Genomic DNA, 18,138 nt, shown 5'->3' on the forward strand with positions numbered 1-18,138 from the left:
ATGTCAGGAGAGAGCCTGCTTAGGGTTGACACTGACTAGTTAGTCATTTATATTTTAAGTTGTTGTGACCGATCAGTCAATTTTATTAGTATACATATATTTGAAGGAGGATATGCATTGGGGAAGTTTATTAAATTTTCATTGAAAAATAAATTTGCAGTATGGCTGTTAACACTCTTTGTCATTATTGCAGGGCTGTATTCAGGATTTAATATGAAGCTAGAGACCATTCCTGATATTTCAACGCCTGTTGTAACAGTCAGTGCAACTTATCCGGGAGCCACTCCGGAACAAGTGGCAGACAAGGTGAGTAAGCCCATTGAACAAAAGCTTCAGGGACTAAGCGGTGTTGACACAGTTAGCTCGTCTTCTTATGAAAATATGGCTACCATTCAAGTTGAATATGGTTTTAGTAAAAATATGGAGAAGGCAGAAGACGAAGTTAGACGAGCTCTTTCAAACGTCGATCTGCCAAATGATGTAGAGGAACCAAATGTTTCAAGACAAAGCATTAGTGATTTTCCGATTATTTCATTAAGTGTTTCAGATGATAAAAAATCATTAGAAGAATTAACGAAGTATGTAAAAAATACCGTTGTTCCACAAGTTGAAAAAGTGCAAGGGATTTCTTCGGTCAGCGTGTCAGGAGAACAAGTTGAAGAAGCGGAACTTGTATTCAAACAAGACAAGCTCAAGCAGCTGGGACTCGATGAAGATACGGTGAAAAAGCTTATCCAAGCATCTGATGCAAAAGTGCCGGCGGGTACTTATACGATGGATGGATCTCAGAAATCTGTTGTGGTAGACGGAAAGATGACAACAGAAAAAGATTTGGAAAACTTAGAGATTCCAGCTGTGCCTAGTCAAGGAGCTGCTCAAGGTCAGCAACAAGGAATGAGCCAACAGCAGGCACCTTCCGCAGCTTCTATTCCAACTGTGAAATTAAAAGAAATTGCGGATATTAAAGTGACGGGGAAAGCAGAATCCATTTCTCGCACGAACGGCAAACCTTCAATTGCTGTGCAAGTTGTTAAAGCAACAGATGCTAACACAGTAAACGTGGTAAATGATATTAAAGAAAAAATGAATAGCCTAGAAAAGAAAAATAAAGACCTTCACGTTGACAATATTTTTGATCAAGGTAAACCGATTGAAGATTCTGTTCATACGATGCTAAATAAAGCCATTATTGGTGCGGTCTTTGCGGTTATTATCATTCTTTTATTTTTACGTGATATTCGTTCAACGGTTATTGCCGTTATTTCGATTCCGCTTTCGCTATTAATCGCCATTTTAGCGCTCAAATCAATGGATATCTCTTTAAATATTATGACGCTTGGGGCGATGACTGTAGCCATCGGAAGGGTTGTAGATGATTCCATTGTCGTTATTGAAAATATCTACCGCCGCATGGCTTATCAGGAAGAAAAGCTTAAAGGAAAAGATTTAATTGTCGCTGCGACGAAAGAAATGTTTGTTCCGATTTTCTCTTCTACAGTCGTAACCGTGGCCGTATTTTTACCGTTAGGTCTAGTAGAAGGGCCAGTAGGAGAGCTATTCTTACCGTTTGCGTTAACGGTTGTTTTTGCACTGTTAGCCTCACTGCTAGTAGCAGTAACACTCGTGCCAATGCTTGCTCATTCGTTATTTAAAACAAATGTAAAAGTAAAAGAAGAAAAGCCAAGCAAGCTAGCGCATGGATACAAGCGAATCTTGAACTGGACGTTAAACCATAAGCTTATTTCCTTTGGGTTAGCCTTATTACTATTAGTAGGAAGCTTATTCTTAGTTCCTTCTATTGGCGTGAGCTTCTTGTCATCCGATCAAGAAAAAACGCTGACGCTTACGTATACACCGAAAGCTGGACAGTCTCAAAGCGATGTAGAAAAAGCAGCGAATCGTGCAGAAGCGTACTTGATGAAACGCGATGGCGTCAAAACGGTTCAGTATTCGTTCGGTGAAGGTAACTCTTTTAATCCGGGAAGCAAAAATAATGTTTTAACATTTGTGCAATATGACGAGGATACAAAAAACTTTGATAAAGAGCAGGATAAAGTATTAAAAGCTCTTAATAAACAAGCGAACCAAGGTGAATGGGGCTCAATGAATACGGCGTCTAGCGGCAGCAATAATTCATTAAACGTCCTTATTTACGGAGATAGCTTAGATGAAATTAAACCTTATGCTGATAAAGTTCAGCGCGTTTTAGAAAAACATAAAGAACTAAAAAATGTCGATTCTACGCTTTCAGATACGTTTGATGAATATACGTTAGTACCGAACCAAAAGAAAGCAGCTGAACTTGGCTTGTCTGCTAGTCAAATCGGCATGCAAATTTCGAATCTTGGACAGCGTGAAGTATTAACGACCATTCGAAAAGACGGAAACGAAATTAACGTATATCTTCCAAAAGAAAAAGAGGATTTCTCTACTTTTGCGGAACTTTCAAGCACAAAAGTGACCTCTCAAACTGGACAGGAAGTTACATTAAATGAAGTTGTAGATATTAAAAAAGGGAAAACATCGAATACGGTAACTCGCCGTGATAATAAAATTTATGCAGAGGTAAGTGCTGATATTAAGAGTGACGATGTAGGTGGCGTTTCTTCTAACGTCCAAAAAGAAGTGAAAAAAATTGATTTGCCAAGTGATATGGATATTAACTTTGGCGGAGCATCAGAGCAAATTAATGACTCATTTAGTCAATTAGGAATTGCCATGCTTGCAGCCATTGGTATCGTGTATTTCGTACTTGTACTAACATTTGGTGGAGGTTTAGCGCCATTTGCTATCTTATTCTCACTTCCATTTACGCTGATTGGTGCGCTAGTGGCGCTTTTAATCTCTGGGGAAACGATTAGTATTTCTTCGATGATTGGAGCTCTTATGCTCATTGGGATTGTTGTAACAAATGCGATTGTCCTGATTGACCGCGTGATTCATAAAGAGCAAGAAGGTCTTTCAACGCGTGAAGCTTTACTAGAAGCTGGAATGACACGTCTTCGTCCAATCTTAATGACAGCTATTGCAACGATTGGTGCACTGCTTCCATTAGCTTTTGGATTTGAAGGTGGAGGCCTTATTTCAAAAGGGCTAGGGGTTACGGTAATTGGAGGACTAACAAGTTCTACACTACTCACGCTCATTATCGTGCCAATTGTCTATGAATTTTTTATGAAATTTAAGCGCAAAAAAGTAAAAGAGTAGAAGCAAAACAAATTTCCGCTTTTGAGGTGAATAGTGATGAAGTCAATTGATAAACTAATGAAACAGCTGATTCAACAAGGAATTAAAGCAAAGAAAGTGACGATTGATAAATCAAAGCGCCAGCAGTGGATGTCCATGTCATTGCCTAAAACGGCATGGCAGCATTCAAAATAAAAAAGAGCTGACATAGAGTCAGCTCTTTTTTATTAACGATCTGTATCTTCAAATGATCCTTCTTGATAGGCGTCACTTACTTGCTCATGTGTTTCTGCTAGGCCTTGTGAGAGTGCATCTTGTCGGTTATAATCTTCCGTTTCGAACTGGCGGTCAGCCATTTCAGTTGTATTAGGTTGCTTTTTAGGCTGTTTTTTTGAATTCATTTTCACCACTCCTTTTTAATAAAGTGAGACCACAGTTAGTGTGCGATGAAAAGAAATACTTTATACATGTAAAAAGAGCTTCGATTCATCGAAGCTCTTTTTGCATATTATTGCTCTTTTTTATCTAAGAAGATTTTTTCAATGTCATCAAGTACGATATTAGCTGCTAATATACCGCCTGCTGTGTTCCAAGTAGCATCATCTACTTTATGAACATGGTCTTCTTGAGCTACTTTTAACTTTTTAAAGAGCGGATCGTTTATCCATTCTTTTTCAAGCTTTGTTGCTTCACCGTCTCCCGTTTCATAAGAGAAGTAGAATAACTGATCACCGTCCATTGCCGGAATGCGCTCTTTTGTTGCATTCATTTCAGCTAAATCATTCTTTTGCTGAGACTCAGGGCGAGCAAATCCAAGCTGATCTAAAATAACGCCTGAGAATGAGTCTTTATGATAGATACGAACGTCTCCAGCTGTAAAGCGTACAACTGAGATTTTTTGTTTTAACTGATCACCAAGACGTTTCTTTAAATCTGCTACGCGGTTGTCGTAGTCAGCTAATACTTCTTTACCTTTTTCTTCTTTATTTACAGCTTTTGCATATAGTTTAAAGTTTGATTGCCAATCTCCGCGCAGCTCTTCAGAAAATACAGTCGGAGCAATTTGATTCAGCTGGTCGTATACTTTTTCTTGGCGCATTTTATTTCCGATAATTAAGTCAGGTTTTAAAGCAGCGATTGCTTCTAAACTTGGTTCGCTTTCTGTACCTACACTTTTAACGCCTTTCATTTGACCTTTAATGTGATCATACCACGGATTTCCTAACCAGGATTGAACAGCACCAACAGGCTTTACACCCATTGCAAGAAGAGCTTCAGTACCTTCGTTTGTTAAAACGACAACTCGTTTAGGTGTTCCTTTAATATCTGTTTTACCCATCGCGTGTTTAATTGTATAGGTTTCGCCAGAACCTTCAGTTTTTTCTTTTTTATCGCTGTCAGCACTGTTTGAATTACCGCAAGCCGCCAGCACAAGCAAAGTCATAATTGTAAGAATCGATAACAAATATGACAGCTTACTTTTACGATATGTATTCACGTTTTTTCCCCCTCATAAGTGATAATGATTTTCATTAACAATTAAGATAATATTCTAACTTTTAAGCGGTGTCAATTAAAAAATGAAAATGATTCTCAAAATCATTGACACTTTTTTCAATGTTTCCTAAACTAAAGGTTAGATATATATAGGAATCATCTTAGAGGAGAGCAATGAAAATGATGCTACGCAGTGTTCAAATGAAAGTAATGGGGCTCATCATTGGAATCATGCTGCTTTTAATCTGTATTGGATTAAGTATCGTACTCGGATACACAGATACAAGTATCAAAACAGCATTTGAAGCTTTTCAAGCGTTTAACGGTTCGAATGAGCACATAGTTATTCAAAATATTCGATTGCCGCGCGCTATAATCGGTGCTGTGGTAGGTATTTGTTTAGGAATTGCAGGAGCAATGATGCAGGCGTTAACGAAAAACCCACTTGCTTCACCAGATATTATTGGTGTGAACGCTGGGGCCAGCTTTTTTATTGTTGTTGCAGTGATGATTTTTTCGGTCAATTCACTTCAAGCTTTTACATGGATTGCATTTGTAGGAGCAGCCTTAACCGTGGTGGTGGTCTATTTTCTTGGATCCATCGGAAAAGAAGGACTAACGCCTATTAAATTGACGCTCGCAGGAGCGGCTATTGCAGCCTTTTTCTCTTCTTTAACACAAGGGCTGTTGGCCGTAGATGAATCTTCGCTTGACCAAGTTCTCTTTTGGCTGGCTGGGTCTGTTCAAGGCCGCAAGGTAGAAATGCTGTATGGCATACTACCTTATGTAGTGCCGGCGGTCATTGTTACTTTTTTTATCGCTTCAAAAATTAATATTTTAACGATTGGTGAAGATGTAGCCAAAGGATTAGGTCAAAGAACGGCGCTTGTCAAAATTATAAGCGGCATCATTATTGCCATCTTAGCTGGTGGAGCCGTTGCAGTAGCCGGTCCAATTAGCTTTGTCGGAATCATTGTTCCACACGTTGTAAGAGCAATTGTAGGACAAGATTATCGGTGGGTATTTCCTTATAGTGCGGTTGCCGGCGGAATTTTAATTTTATTAGCTGATGTTGCGGCCAGGTATGTCATTATGCCTCAAGAAATCCCTGTTGGAGTCATGACTGCCGTTATTGGTACACCTTTCTTTATCTATATGGCAAGGAAAGGGGCGAAAGTGTCATGAAAACATACTTATCTCTTCGCTTAAAGCGGATTTCATTTTTAGTTAACATAAAAGCAGCTCTGATTATTACAGGATTTTCAGCTGCACTCGTGGCACTCTTTTTATTAAGTGCAGGTACGGGTGACTTATTCATCAATCCTTTTCGTGTGATTAACATTTTAGCAGGGCATGGATTGGAGTTTGAACGGTTAGTTGTTACATCTTTTAGACTGCCGCGCATTATCGTTGCCATTTGTGCCGGTATTTGTTTAGCCATTGCGGGTGCTATCTTGCAGGGACTTGTGAGAAATCCGCTTGCTTCACCAGATTTAATCGGATTAACAGGAGGAGCTTCAGTCGGTGTGGTGTTATTTTTGACACTATTTAGTGATAAAAGCAACTCATTAACCGTAAGTATTAATTGGATGCCTGTTAGCGCATTTTTAGGTGCAGTGGCAGTGGCGCTTTTACTTTATGTGTTTGCCTGGAAAAATGGCGTCTCTCCTATTACACTAGTATTAATAGGAATTGGATTAACAGCGTTAACGAAAGCTATGACCACGTTGTTTATGATCATGGGTCCTATCTACCGCGCCAGCCAAGCAAATATTTGGATTACGGGAACGGTTTATGGTTCAAATTGGGCCAGTGTTTCCATACTAGTTCCTGTTACAGCAGGGCTGGTTATGATCACGATTTTAATGATTCGAAATTTAAATGTTCAAGAGTTAGGTGAAGAAATTGCGACTAACGTTGGAAGTCGCGTTCAAAAAAATCGATTGGCACTATTGCTGATGAGCACAGCTTTAACAGGAAGCGCCGTTGCATTTGCCGGCGGAATTAGCTTTGTAGGATTACTTGCTCCACATATTGCCCGAAAGCTTGTAGGTTCATCATTCGGAGCTTTAATACCACTATCGGCACTAATCGGAGCGATTTTAATCACAGGAGCAGATTTAATTGGCCGAACATTCTTCTTGCCAATCGAAGTGCCAGCAGGTGTATTTACAGCTGCAATTGGCGCACCGTACTTCATTTATTTACTATACAAACAAAGAAACGTATAGCATTCTTTGTAGAAGGAGCGATTCGCATGCATTCGTTAGAAACAAAATCGCTAACATTATCATATGGAGAAGCGATGATTATAGATGAGCTTGACGTTACCATCCCAAAGGGTGAGATTACGGTCTTTATCGGCAGTAATGGATGCGGAAAATCTACGCTGCTGCGTTCACTAGCAAGATTATTAAAGCCACATGCCGGCTCTATTTTACTAGAAGGCTCTAAAATTTCCTCTCTTCCTACAAAGGAAATTGCAAAGCAGCTAGCAATCCTTCCGCAAGGTCCTGTTGCACCTGAAGGCTTGACAGTGCTTCAACTTGTTAAACAAGGGCGCTATCCGTATCAAAATTGGTTTCGTCAGTGGTCTCAAGAAGATGAAGAAAAAGTACAAAATGCACTCGAATCAACAGGGTTAGCAGACTTGGCTGATCGTCAAGTTGACTCGCTTTCTGGAGGACAGCGTCAGCGCGCATGGATCGCCATGACATTAGCGCAAGATACGGATATTATTTTACTTGATGAACCGACAACGTATTTAGATATGACGCATCAAATTGAGATCTTGGACTTGTTGTTTGAACTGAATGAAAAAGAAAATCGTACCATCGTGATGGTGCTGCATGATTTAAACTTAGCCTGCCGCTATGCTCATCATATTGTGGCGCTTCAAGATAAAAAAATCTATGCACAGGGAAGACCAGAAGAAGTCATTAACTGCGATTTAGTACAGCGAGTCTTTAATATGAACTGTGAAGTGACGGTGGATCCGTTATTTGGAACACCTCTTTGTATTCCTCATGGGCGCGGGCGATGTATTGTGAATAAGCTGCGAGTTGAAACGCAGCATGCTCAATAAGAAAGAGCAAAGCGAGTTAGCAGAAAAATTCCGCTGTACGTTTAAAGATAACTCGCTGTACAGGTTGTCTCCCTCCAGCTGCATGGATGAAAGCACGCTGAGGGTGCAATTGCTATGGATTCAACAGACGATGGAGGCCGCTAACTTGAGAGCAGCTGCTTCAATGTTAGCGAAGCGATATAGTTTTGTTGTGGTTGCAGCTTTGTATTCATTTATTGTGTTTCAAAAAAAGATAAACGCATCGACTAAAAATGTTTCTTTGCATACAGAAGAAGTTAAAACGATGTGGCTTCCAAAAGTGTTTATCTCAGAAATTGAAACGACAGAAGTAACAGAGGAGAATCACGAAATTCTTCTTGATGAACTTCTTGATGAATTGTTTGCTTATCAACTTGAGCCGATATGGTCAGCACTGCGTAAAGTGACAAAAATTTCAAAGCTGACGCTGTGGGAAAACGTAGCTGTTTATATCCACTGGCTTTATGATTTGCTTTTAGCAAACGAAGAAATAGATAACATGCAAGTGCAAAAAGATTTACGATACGTGTTAGAAGAAGCTGAGGGTCATCACTTTGGTTCATATCATAACAATCCGCTTGTTCGGTACAGTTCACCTCCTCAATATGTAGAGAAACAAAAGCAGGAGATAAGAGTTCGGCAAACGTGCTGTTTGTCTTACCAAACAGGAGCTAAAGAGACTTATTGTCGAACATGTCCGGTTATTTGTAAATCAAAGAAAGGAGTGAGTGTGCATGACTAAAACCTTTCAAGAGCAATTCGACGGTTTGATTGAAAAGTATACGGAACTAATGGTTGGTGAAAGTGACGAACAGCTGCAAGGAAAAGTAAAAATGTGGGCACTTTACAATCATATCTCAAAATCTATGCCGCCTTTAACAAAGCATTGGAATCAATTATATCCAGAAGCAAAAGCTGAAATGGTCGAGATTGTGAAGGAAATAAAAGAGCTGAATGAAGCGCATCGAGCGTCGCAGCGAAAACCAGAATAAAAACATTCATCACGAAGCTGATGGATGTTTTTTTATCAAAAAGCTCCCGGTCGCTTTTTGATTTTGTGTGCATATGTTAATAAAGGGTGCCTATCTATCTAGTTGAAAAAATGGTAAAATTAATGATAATTATATAAAATTTGTGAATTGTATGACAAGTGAAGGCGGGGGGTTGCTTTGGAACAAACGATAAGAAACTTTTTTTTATTGTTATCAAAAAGCAAAAAGTTAACAAAGCTAGCTAAGCGCTATGGCTTACGTTTTGGAGCAACACGGTTTGTTGCAGGGGAAACCATCGATGAAGCTGTTAGTGTAATAAAAAAGCTAAATGAACAAGGATTAAAAGTAACGATTGATTATCTCGGAGAGTTTGTGGAAAGTGAAGCTGAAGTCAATAATGCTGCCGCTCAATGCATAAAGGCCATTCACCTTATACACAAAGAAAGATTAGATTCAGAAATTTCTTTAAAATTAACGTCTATGGGACTGGATATTTCCGAAGATTTGGCGCTTCATAATATGCGGCGTATTCTGAGTGAAGCGGAAAAGTATAGCGTGTTTGTGACGATTGATATGGAGGACTATAAGCGATGCAGGAAGACGATTAAACTATTTAAACAATTAAAAAATGAGTATGAACACGTAGGGACGGTGCTTCAAGCGTACTTATATCGCACAGAAAGTGACGTTCGTGAATTAGATACTTATGCTCCTAAATTAAGGTTAGTGAAAGGAGCGTACAAAGAAGCGGCGGACGTGGCGTTTCCTGATAAAGAAGATGTAGACGAAAACTTCAAAAACATCATTGGGCTCCACTTATTAAACGGTCACTACACAGCAGTCGCTACTCACGATGAACGAATCATTCAGTATACAAAAGAGTTCGTTAAGAGGCATGGAATCTCAGTCGATCAGTTTGAGTTTCAGATGCTGTACGGCATTCGATCAGAAAGGCAGGTTCAGCTCGTAGCAGAACAATATAAAATGAGAGTGTACGTTCCTTATGGAACGGACTGGTACGGGTACTTTATGAGGCGCCTTGCAGAAAGACCTGCAAATGTCGCATTTGTCTTAAAAGGAATCGTAAAAAAATAATAATGAAATGGTCGTGATGACAAAGTAAGAAATAATCAAAAATCGAACATGATTCGATTACTCATGTTCGATTTTGAGGTTAATGTCCTTGTGTATTATGCTTTGTGTACTGTTGGTTTTGAGATGTCTTTTTGCCGCGTCCGTGCGGTTCATTGACTGGTCCTGCATTTCCCTTAACGCTTGCTGCGCTTACGCCTGCTGACGATGGATCCTTCTTTAATTTGCTCACAAAATCACCTCCTGTGTATTAAGATAACCAAACGCATTAAAAATAGTTAGAGATAATATTGTGAATATATTGCGAAAATTTAAAAAATGTTTTATAGTAAAATCAGAGATTAACAGTGACTCTCTTTTTTTACGCATAAAATGAATGACTGTTCATTCAATATATTAAAGGGGATGTGGGGATAATTATGAACATAAAAAAAGCCGCCGTTTTAGGTTCAGGAGTTATGGGCTCTGGAATTGCAGCTCATTTAGCGAATGTAGGAATTCCAACGCTTTTGCTAGACGTGCTTCCAAATTCATTAACGCCAGACGAGGAAAAAAAACAGCTAACGCTTGAAGATAGGCAAGTGAGAAATCGGTTGAGCACAACTGCTCTAGCTAAATTAACGAAGCAAAAACCGGCGCCTTTAACGTCGAAGTCATCGCTATCTTTAATTACGCCAGGAAATCTTGAAGATCATTTACAGCAGTTAAGCGACTGCGATTGGATTATTGAAGTAGTGGTCGAACGCCTCGATATCAAACAGCAGTTATTCGAAAAGATTGACATTGTACGAAAAAAAGGAAGTATTGTAAGTTCAAACACTTCGGGAATATCCATCCACGAAATGGCTAAAGGACGCTCAGAAGATTTTAAAGCGCATTTCCTAGGAACGCACTTTTTTAATCCACCGCGTTATTTAAAGTTATTAGAAATCATTCCAACTCATGATACAAAATTAGAAATTGTTGAATATATGAAAACGTTTGGTGAAGATGTATTAGGTAAAGGAGTAGTTATTGCAAAAGATACGCCTAACTTTATCGCCAACCGCATCGGTACGTACGGTTTACTTGTGACTGTTCAAGAAATGTTAAAAGGTAATTACAGCGTGGGAGAAGTAGACTCTGTGACGGGTCCCTTAATTGGAAGACCAAAAAGCGCAACGTTTCGAACGTTAGACGTAGTGGGACTAGACACATTTATTCACGTGGCCAACAATGTATTTGACAAAGTAGAAGGCAAAGAAAAAGAAGTGTTTGATGTACCTCTATTTATGAAACAAATGCAGGAAAATGGCTGGCTGGGAAGCAAGTCGGGGCAAGGCTTCTTTTTGAAGAAAGGAAAGGAAATTTTGGAACTCGATCCTGGTACACTTCAATACGTCGAGAGAAAGAAGTTAAAGACAGCTTCTACCGAGTTAAGTAAGCAGGCAAAAGGACTACAAAATAAAATGAAAGCGCTTATATATTCTGATGATCGTGCTGGACAGCTTCTTTGGAATGTTATCAGTCCCGTTCTTGTATATGCAGCCGAGTTAAAAAATGAAATCGCTGACGATATCGTGGCAATTGATCAAGCTATGAAGTGGGGATTTGGCTGGAAAATGGGTCCGTTTGAGACGTGGGATGCCATTGGTTTAGAAAAGTCAATTGAGAAGATGGAGCAGTCTGGCTTAGCAATTCCGCAGTGGATAAAACAAATGCAGGAAAATGGATTTACAAGCTTCTATAAAGAAATGGAAGGTCAAACGCTTTACTACGAAGATGATGAGTATAAAGTGGTAAAAGAAAATAAAAAGGTGATTCACCTGTCATCTTTACGCTCTCAAAATAATGTCATTTTAGAAAACAGCGGAGCGAGTTTAATTGATTTAGGAGATGATGTGGCGTGCCTACAGTTTACTTCTCCTAACAATGCAATCGGGCTAGATATTATTAGCTTATTAAATCAGTCTCTTGAAGAAGTGAATAAGAACTATAAGGGGCTCGTCATAGGAAACCAAGGGAAAAATTTCTGCGTTGGCGCTAACTTAGCTATGATTTTAATGGAAGCACAAGATGATAATTATGTTGAAATTGAGTTTGTTATTAAACAATTTCAGCAGGCAATGATGAAGGTGAAATACAATGAAAAGCCGGTTGTTGCCGCTCCGTTTGCGATGGCTCTTGGAGGAGGAGCAGAAATTTGCTTACCGTCAGCTAAAATCCAAGCCTCTGCTGAAACTTATATGGGCCTTGTAGAAGTAGGAGTCGGGCTAATTCCTGGTGGAGGAGGTAATAAGGAGCTTTATATTAAACAGCTAAATGGTTTACCTAACGGTATAACGCTCGATCTTCAGCAGATTGCCAATAAAACATTTGAAACAATTGCTACTGCAAAAGTTTCCACCTCTGCTGCAGAAGCTAGACAGCTAAACTTTTTAAATCGCCACGATGGCATCAGTGTAAACGGAGATCACTTGCTGAATGATGCGAAGAACTCAGTCCTTGCTTTACATGACACAGGCTATAAACCGCCTGTAAGAAGTAAGGTTCCTGTTGTTGGAGAAACGGGATACGCAACGTTGCTGCTAGGAGCTCAATCCATGAAGTATTCAGGATATATATCGGAACATGACTATAAAATTGCTAGTAAGTTAGCATTTGTGTTAGCTGGAGGACGTGTAGCGTTTGGTTCCGAAGTTGATGAAGAGTATTTGCTGGATTTAGAGAGAGAAGCATTTTTAAGCCTTGTTGGAGAAGCGAAGTCTCAAGAACGTATGCAACACATGTTAGTTAAAGGAAAACCACTGCGCAATTAAGGGGGAGAAAAGATGAGAGAAGCAGTTATTGTAGCAGGTGCTAGGACACCGGTCGGAAAAGCAAAAAAAGGTTCACTGGCAAGTGTTAGACCTGATGATTTGGGAGCCATTGCGGTTAAAGAAACTCTTCGCCGAGCAGGCGGATACGAAGGGCCAATTGATGATTTAATTATCGGTTGTGCGATGCCTGAAGCAGAACAAGGTTTGAATATGGCTCGAAATATTGGCGCTCTTGCAGGTTTGCCTTATACGGTGCCAGCAATAACGATTAATCGTTATTGTTCATCAGGTTTACAAAGTATCGCCTACGGTGCAGAAAGAATTATGCTAGGGCAAGCCAAAGCAGTGTTAGCTGGAGGGGCAGAATCAATGAGTTTTGTTCCAATGTTCGGAAACGTAGCGCGTCCGAATGTGCAGCTGGTTGAAAATGCGCCGGAGTATTATATGGGCATGGGACATACGGCAGAACAAGTGGCGATGAAATACGGTATTTCACGTGAAGACCAGGATGCATTTGCTGTACGCAGCCATCAAAAAGCAGCAAAAGCACTTCAAGAAGGGAAGTTTAACGACGAAATTGTTCCAGTGGAAGTGACGCTTCGAAAAGTTGATGAAGACAATAAGCTCCGTGAACAAAAGCTGATGTTCTCTCAAGATGAAGGAGTTCGTCCTGGCACAACTGCGGACGTATTAGGAAAACTTCGTCCAGCCTTTTCGATTAAAGGATCCGTAACAGCAGGAAATTCTTCGCAGACAAGTGACGGAGCTGCAGCAGTTTTTCTAATGGATAAAGAACAAGCTGAAGCAGAAGGCTTAAAGCCTTTGCTTAAGTTTCGCTCATTTGCAGTTGGAGGAGTTCCGCCTGAAGTAATGGGTATTGGCCCGGTAGCAGCCATCCCTAAAGCTCTTAAACTAGCAGGGCTGGAGCTTTCTGATATAGGATTGTTTGAATTAAATGAAGCATTTGCTTCTCAAGCACTTGGCGTTATTCGTGAATTAAATATTAATGAAGATAAAGTAAATGTAAACGGAGGCGCTATTGCTTTAGGTCATCCATTAGGCTGTACTGGAGCTAAGCTGACTCTTAGCTTAATGCACGAAATGCAACGTCGAAATGAGCAGTTTGGTATTGTCACAATGTGTATTGGCGGAGGAATGGGAGCTGCTGGTGTATTTGAATTGTTAGCATAATCATTTCAAAGGGGGATATGAACATGTCAAATAAAACAAAACAAATGATTAAAGGTGGAAGCTTTTTAATTGAAGAAGGCGATGCAAGCCGCGTCTACACGCCGGAGGATTATACGTCTGAACAAAAGATGATTGCCAAGACGACAGATGAATTTGTAGAAAATGAAGTGCTTCCACAAGTGGAATATTTAGAAAAGCATGAGTTTGATCGTTCTGTAAAGTTATTAAAACAAGCTGGTGAATTAGGTTTACTTGGTGCAGATGTACCGGAAGAATATGGTGGGCTCGGTTTAGATAAGATTACGTCGGCTTTAATTGCTGAAAAAATGTCTCGAGCAGGCGGATTTTCCATCACTCATGGTGCTCACGTAGGAATTGGGTCATTGCCAATCGTCTTATTTGGAACAGAAGAACAAAAACAAGCGTATTTACCTGCTTTAGCGGTAGGGGAAAAAATAGCAGCTTATGCGTTAACTGAACCTGGTTCTGGTTCCGATGCCCTCGGTGCTCGAACAACAGCTCGCCTTAACGCAGAAGGCACACATTATGTGTTAAATGGAGAAAAGCAGTGGATTACGAATGCCGGATTTGCTGATGTGTTCGTGGTGTATGCGAAAATCGATGGCGATAAATTTTCTGCTTTTATCGTGGAGCGCGAATTCCCAGGCGTTTCGGTTGGACCGGAAGAGAAGAAAATGGGAATCAAGAGTTCATCAACAAGAACGTTGATCCTTGAAGATGCGCTTGTTCCAAAAGAGAACGTATTGGGTGAAATTGGAAAAGGTCATGTTATTGCGTTTAACATTTTAAATATTGGGCGCTATAAGCTTGGAGTTGGAGCAGTTGGAGCAGGGAAACGTGCGTTAGAAATTACGTCTCAATATGTTAACCAGCGTCAGCAGTTTAAAACGCCAATCGCTAAATTCTCATTAACACAAGAAAAGTTAGCAACAATGGCTTCTAAATTGTATGCAACTGAAAGCTCCGTCTATCGTACGGTAGGACTTTTTGAAGACCATATGGGCCAGCTTTCAGAAGAACAGCAAAAAGACGGAAAACAAATTGCGGCTTCCATTGCTGAATATGCCATTGAATGCTCATTAAATAAAGTGTTTGCAACGGAATCTCTTGACTACATCGTAGATGAAGGCGTCCAGCTTCACGGAGGCTATGGTTTTATGAGTGAGTATGAAATCGAGCGCCTGTATCGTGATTCCCGCATTAACCGTATTTTTGAAGGAACAAATGAAATTAATCGTCTCTTAGTACCAGGCACATATTTACGCAAAGCGCTAAAAGGAGAGCTTCCACTGCTTCAAAAAGCACAAATGCTGCAAGAAGAATTGATGATGCTTATGCCGCAGGAAGTAGGAAATGAGCTGTTAGATCAAGAAAAAATGCTTGTGCAAAATGGGAAGAAAATTGCGCTCTTGCTTTTAGGTCTAGCTGCACAGAAGTATGGCAAAGAATTAGAAAAAGAACAAGAAATTCTTGTTAATATTTCCGATATGATCAGTAACGTATATGCAATGGAATCCACTGTTTTACGTACTGAAAAAGCCATTTCCAAAACAGGAGCAGATCAAAACAGTTTAAAAGTAAAATATACGCAAGTATTTTGCCAAGAAGCATTTAATCGAATCGAAGCAGATGCAAAAGAAACGTTAATTGGCGTTGAACAAGGTGATACGCTTAGAGTCATGCTTTCGTCTCTTCGCAAGTTAACGCGCTATACACCAATCAATGTGATTAGCGTAAAGCGCGAGATTGCGAAAACGCTTCTAAAAGTAGAGAAATTTACAGTTTAAACAAAAAGGAGCTCGTTTCGCGAGCTCCTTTTTGTTTAAGAAGCCTCTATCTAGGTAAATGATAAAGGATGTGTTAAAATACGAAAAAAGCTTAAAATAAAGGGTGGTTGACGAAATGTCATTATTTTTTTATTCATATCCAAAGTGTGGTACGTGTCGAAAAGCAAAGAAGTGGCTGGATGATAACGGAGTAGCGTATGAGGAAATTCATATTGTAGAAAACCAGCCAACAAAAGAGCAGCTGCAATCTTATTATCAGAACAGCGGCTTAGAATTAAAAAAATTCTTTAATACAAGCGGTAAAAAATATCGCGAATTAGGGCTTAAAGATAAAGTAAGTAGTGCGAGTGAAGACGAACTTCTGTCTATTCTTGCGTCAGATGGCATGTTAATTAAGCGTCCGCTGCTAACAGATGGACAAAAAGTAACGCTTGGTTTCAAAGAAGAGCAGTTTGAGAACGTGTGGAAGTAAGTTTTCAAATAGAAAATTTTTACCTTTTACGTTACACTGTTAATAGGAAGTTATTTTAGGTTGTAGAAAGTGTTCTCCACGTTGAAGGCGCTTTTTATATAAACAAATTACGATACATATTTTGGAGGGATTAAGATGAGTACACCAAAAGATTTGCGTTATTCTGAAGAGCATGAATGGGTAAAAACAGAAGGAGACGTTGTCCGCGTAGGTATTACACATTTCGCTCAAGCTGAGCTTGGAGACATCGTATTCGTGGAACTGCCAGAAGTAGGAGCAACAGTAGAAGCTGACGAGCCGTTTGGTAGCGTTGAATCAGTAAAAACAGTTTCTGAACTTTACGCACCAATTAGCGGCGAAGTTGTAGCAGTAAACGACAACTTAAGCGATAGCCCTGAACTTGTTAATGAATCTCCATACGAAGAAGCATGGATGATTACAATCAAACCATCTGATGCTTCTCAAGTAGACAAGCTAATGACAGCAGAACAATACGAAGAAATGACAAACGAAGGATAATATTCCTCCATAAATTGTCTTTATGAAAAGTTTTTGACTGGACACTCTATTAGTAAACAAGCTAAAGGAGTGTCTTTTTATGTTTGAACGACAAAAAATGGACGTTACAGATCGCGTTACAGCTAAATTTCATGACGGCGGTATGAAATTATATGTTGATAAGCAGCCAATTGGTGAAGTTAGTTACGGAACAAGCGGCAATGAATACCGTTTTGAAGAAGGATATTCGCAAGAAAATAATAAGTTCTATCAATATGCAGACGTACAAAAGCAAGGTGAAGCGCAAAAATATACAGACTGCGACGAAGAAGCAGGATGGTGCTAAACAGTGGCAACTGCCGCTGTTTTTCTTGTTTTATGGAAACAATATGGCCTAAGCTGCTTTTTAAAACAGTTCTTTCTTGCAAATTTCTTTTAAAAAACAGGTGAACTGTGATACATTAACGAATATTGTATAGCATAAAGAAATGATGTTACTATACAACTGATGATTATGGGTGATGAAAATGGGGCTAATTGAAATTGAAAAAGTAATTATTGTCGAAGGAAAATCAGATAAAAAACGTATTCAAGATATCATTCGAGAACCAATCGAAATTATCTGTACAAACGGTACGATTAGTTTATCAAAGCTGGATGAAATTATTGACTGTACGTTTAACAAAGAGGTATACATACTCGTTGACTCTGATGATTCAGGGAATAAGCTGAGAAAACAATTTAAACGAGAGCTTCCGGAAGCAGAGCATCTATATATTGATAAAATGTACCGAGAAGTTGCTGCCGCCCCTAGACATCACATAGCAACAGTATTACTGAGTGCCAATATCGATGTTAATGCAGAATTTTTAACATAAAAGGAATGAGCAACATGCAAGAATGGAGCGAAAAACAGCTTGATGATCAGTTAAAAGAAGGAGAAAGAGCGTTTATCTTTTTCCATACGCCTTTTTGCGGAACATGTCAGCTGGCAAAAAAAATGTTAACCGTAGCAGAAGTTATGCTTCCAGATATAACCATAGGAATGAGCAATTTAAATTATATGCCTTCAAAAGCAGAAGTATTTTCAATTGAAAGTGTACCCTGCTTGATTGAAGTGAAAAATGGCTCAATGGTAAAAAAACTCTATGCGTTTCATTCCATTGAGCACGTGCTTGAAGAGCTTCGGTAATCAAACGTTTGTTTAAAATGAAGAAATTGAAAGAGGGCGAACCGTTGGGGCTGTTGAAATCTTGGGATATTATCCCAAAGACAAAATCTGTTGACAGCCTATCTGACACATGCTAAAATCACACTCATGAATGTTCATAAATGAATGAATATTTCCCAAAAACAAAATAATTGTTGCGAACTCTTATCAAGAGAGGTGGAGGGACTGAGCCCTGTGAAACCCGGCAACCGTCAGACTAACTGAAATGGTGCCAATTCCTGCAAAGCTATGCGCTTTGAAAGATGAGAGAAAGGATTAAATATCGAGCCT

The 18,138-nt window shown here is 39.5% G+C and carries 19 protein-coding genes and 1 riboswitch; of the genes, 16 read left to right on the forward strand and 3 right to left on the reverse strand.

Going from position 1 to position 18,138, the window contains the following annotated elements; all coding sequences use genetic code 11:
- The first annotated feature begins 117 nt into the window (after nt 1-117).
- Together M3225_RS22405 and M3225_RS22410 are read left to right on the forward strand one after the other, a co-directional pair.
- On the forward strand, nt 118-3,207 hold the full coding sequence (locus M3225_RS22405; protein WP_251397439.1) for an efflux RND transporter permease subunit: 3,090 nt from the start codon (nt 118-120) through the stop codon (nt 3,205-3,207).
- 36 nt (nt 3,208-3,243) lie between these two features.
- Nucleotides 3,244-3,381 carry a hypothetical protein gene (locus tag M3225_RS22410; RefSeq protein ID WP_014457868.1) on the forward strand — a complete coding sequence of 46 codons (138 nt, stop codon included), beginning with the start codon at nt 3,244-3,246 and terminating at the stop codon, nt 3,379-3,381.
- A gap of 32 nt (nt 3,382-3,413) precedes the next feature.
- On the opposite strand, the gene M3225_RS22415 is transcribed toward M3225_RS22410, so the two are convergent.
- A complete protein-coding gene (locus tag M3225_RS22415; RefSeq protein WP_251397442.1) occupies nt 3,414-3,587 on the reverse strand; it encodes a YozQ family protein in 174 nt (57 codons plus the stop codon).
- 107 nt (nt 3,588-3,694) lie between these two features.
- Complete coding sequence (locus M3225_RS22420; protein WP_251397445.1) at nt 3,695-4,684, reverse strand: ABC transporter substrate-binding protein; 990 nt, start codon at nt 4,682-4,684, stop codon at nt 3,695-3,697.
- Nucleotides 4,685-4,863: 179 nt separating this feature from the next.
- Between M3225_RS22420 and M3225_RS22425 the strand changes: the two genes are divergently transcribed.
- The 6 genes from M3225_RS22425 to M3225_RS22450 all read left to right on the forward strand — a co-directional run bounded on the left by M3225_RS22425 (nt 4,864) and on the right by M3225_RS22450 (nt 9,873).
- Nucleotides 4,864-5,868, forward strand: coding sequence for a FecCD family ABC transporter permease (locus tag M3225_RS22425; RefSeq protein WP_251397448.1), 1,005 nt, complete (start codon nt 4,864-4,866; stop codon nt 5,866-5,868).
- Nucleotides 5,865-6,914 carry a FecCD family ABC transporter permease gene (locus M3225_RS22430; RefSeq protein WP_251397451.1) on the forward strand — a complete coding sequence of 350 codons (1,050 nt, stop codon included), beginning with the start codon at nt 5,865-5,867 and terminating at the stop codon, nt 6,912-6,914. The genes M3225_RS22425 and M3225_RS22430 overlap by 4 nt, the downstream gene beginning before the upstream one ends.
- 26 nt (nt 6,915-6,940) lie before the next feature.
- On the forward strand, nt 6,941-7,768 hold the full coding sequence (locus M3225_RS22435; RefSeq protein ID WP_285885909.1) for an ABC transporter ATP-binding protein: 828 nt from the start codon (nt 6,941-6,943) through the stop codon (nt 7,766-7,768).
- Nucleotides 7,758-8,528 carry an IucA/IucC family C-terminal-domain containing protein gene (locus tag M3225_RS22440; RefSeq protein WP_251397454.1) on the forward strand — a complete coding sequence of 257 codons (771 nt, stop codon included), beginning with the start codon at nt 7,758-7,760 and terminating at the stop codon, nt 8,526-8,528. The genes M3225_RS22435 and M3225_RS22440 overlap by 11 nt, the downstream gene beginning before the upstream one ends.
- Entirely contained in the window at nt 8,521-8,778 is a 258-nt protein-coding gene (locus tag M3225_RS22445) for a YusU family protein (RefSeq protein WP_251397457.1), read from the forward strand. The genes M3225_RS22440 and M3225_RS22445 overlap by 8 nt, the downstream gene beginning before the upstream one ends.
- Before the next feature lie 177 nt (nt 8,779-8,955).
- Complete coding sequence (locus tag M3225_RS22450; RefSeq protein WP_251397460.1) at nt 8,956-9,873, forward strand: proline dehydrogenase family protein; 918 nt, start codon at nt 8,956-8,958, stop codon at nt 9,871-9,873.
- 79 nt (nt 9,874-9,952) lie between these two features.
- On the opposite strand, the gene M3225_RS22455 is transcribed toward M3225_RS22450, so the two are convergent.
- Entirely contained in the window at nt 9,953-10,102 is a 150-nt protein-coding gene (locus M3225_RS22455) for a YuzL family protein (RefSeq protein ID WP_013059660.1), read from the reverse strand.
- Between the two features lie 184 nt (nt 10,103-10,286).
- Between M3225_RS22455 and M3225_RS22460 the strand changes: the two genes are divergently transcribed.
- The 8 genes from M3225_RS22460 to M3225_RS22495 all read left to right on the forward strand — a co-directional run bounded on the left by M3225_RS22460 (nt 10,287) and on the right by M3225_RS22495 (nt 17,829).
- Nucleotides 10,287-12,668 carry a 3-hydroxyacyl-CoA dehydrogenase/enoyl-CoA hydratase family protein gene (locus M3225_RS22460; RefSeq protein WP_251397840.1) on the forward strand — a complete coding sequence of 794 codons (2,382 nt, stop codon included), beginning with the start codon at nt 10,287-10,289 and terminating at the stop codon, nt 12,666-12,668.
- Nucleotides 12,669-12,680: 12 nt separating this feature from the next.
- The gene (locus tag M3225_RS22465) at nt 12,681-13,859 is read left to right on the forward strand and encodes an acetyl-CoA C-acetyltransferase (protein WP_251397463.1); all 1,179 of its coding nucleotides are present in this window, start codon (nt 12,681-12,683) and stop codon (nt 13,857-13,859) included.
- Between the two features lie 23 nt (nt 13,860-13,882).
- Nucleotides 13,883-15,667 carry an acyl-CoA dehydrogenase family protein gene (locus M3225_RS22470; protein WP_251397465.1) on the forward strand — a complete coding sequence of 595 codons (1,785 nt, stop codon included), beginning with the start codon at nt 13,883-13,885 and terminating at the stop codon, nt 15,665-15,667.
- A gap of 115 nt (nt 15,668-15,782) precedes the next feature.
- On the forward strand, nt 15,783-16,139 hold the full coding sequence (locus M3225_RS22475) for an arsenate reductase family protein (protein WP_251397468.1): 357 nt from the start codon (nt 15,783-15,785) through the stop codon (nt 16,137-16,139).
- A 135-nt stretch (nt 16,140-16,274) separates the two neighbouring features.
- On the forward strand, nt 16,275-16,658 hold the full coding sequence (gcvH, locus tag M3225_RS22480; RefSeq protein ID WP_013059655.1) for a glycine cleavage system protein GcvH: 384 nt from the start codon (nt 16,275-16,277) through the stop codon (nt 16,656-16,658).
- Between the two features lie 79 nt (nt 16,659-16,737).
- On the forward strand, nt 16,738-16,983 hold the full coding sequence (locus tag M3225_RS22485; RefSeq protein WP_251397471.1) for a YusG family protein: 246 nt from the start codon (nt 16,738-16,740) through the stop codon (nt 16,981-16,983).
- Nucleotides 16,984-17,164: 181 nt separating this feature from the next.
- Nucleotides 17,165-17,515 carry a toprim domain-containing protein gene (locus tag M3225_RS22490; RefSeq protein ID WP_025752660.1) on the forward strand — a complete coding sequence of 117 codons (351 nt, stop codon included), beginning with the start codon at nt 17,165-17,167 and terminating at the stop codon, nt 17,513-17,515.
- A gap of 14 nt (nt 17,516-17,529) precedes the next feature.
- Nucleotides 17,530-17,829 carry a thioredoxin family protein gene (locus tag M3225_RS22495; protein WP_251397474.1) on the forward strand — a complete coding sequence of 100 codons (300 nt, stop codon included), beginning with the start codon at nt 17,530-17,532 and terminating at the stop codon, nt 17,827-17,829.
- 180 nt (nt 17,830-18,009) lie between these two features.
- A riboswitch (SAM riboswitch) is annotated at nt 18,010-18,117 on the forward strand.
- The last annotated feature ends 21 nt before the right edge of the window (nt 18,118-18,138 follow it).

The sequence above is a fragment of the Priestia aryabhattai genome (genome assembly GCF_023715685.1).
GTDB lineage: Bacteria > Bacillota > Bacilli > Bacillales > Bacillaceae_H > Priestia > Priestia aryabhattai_B.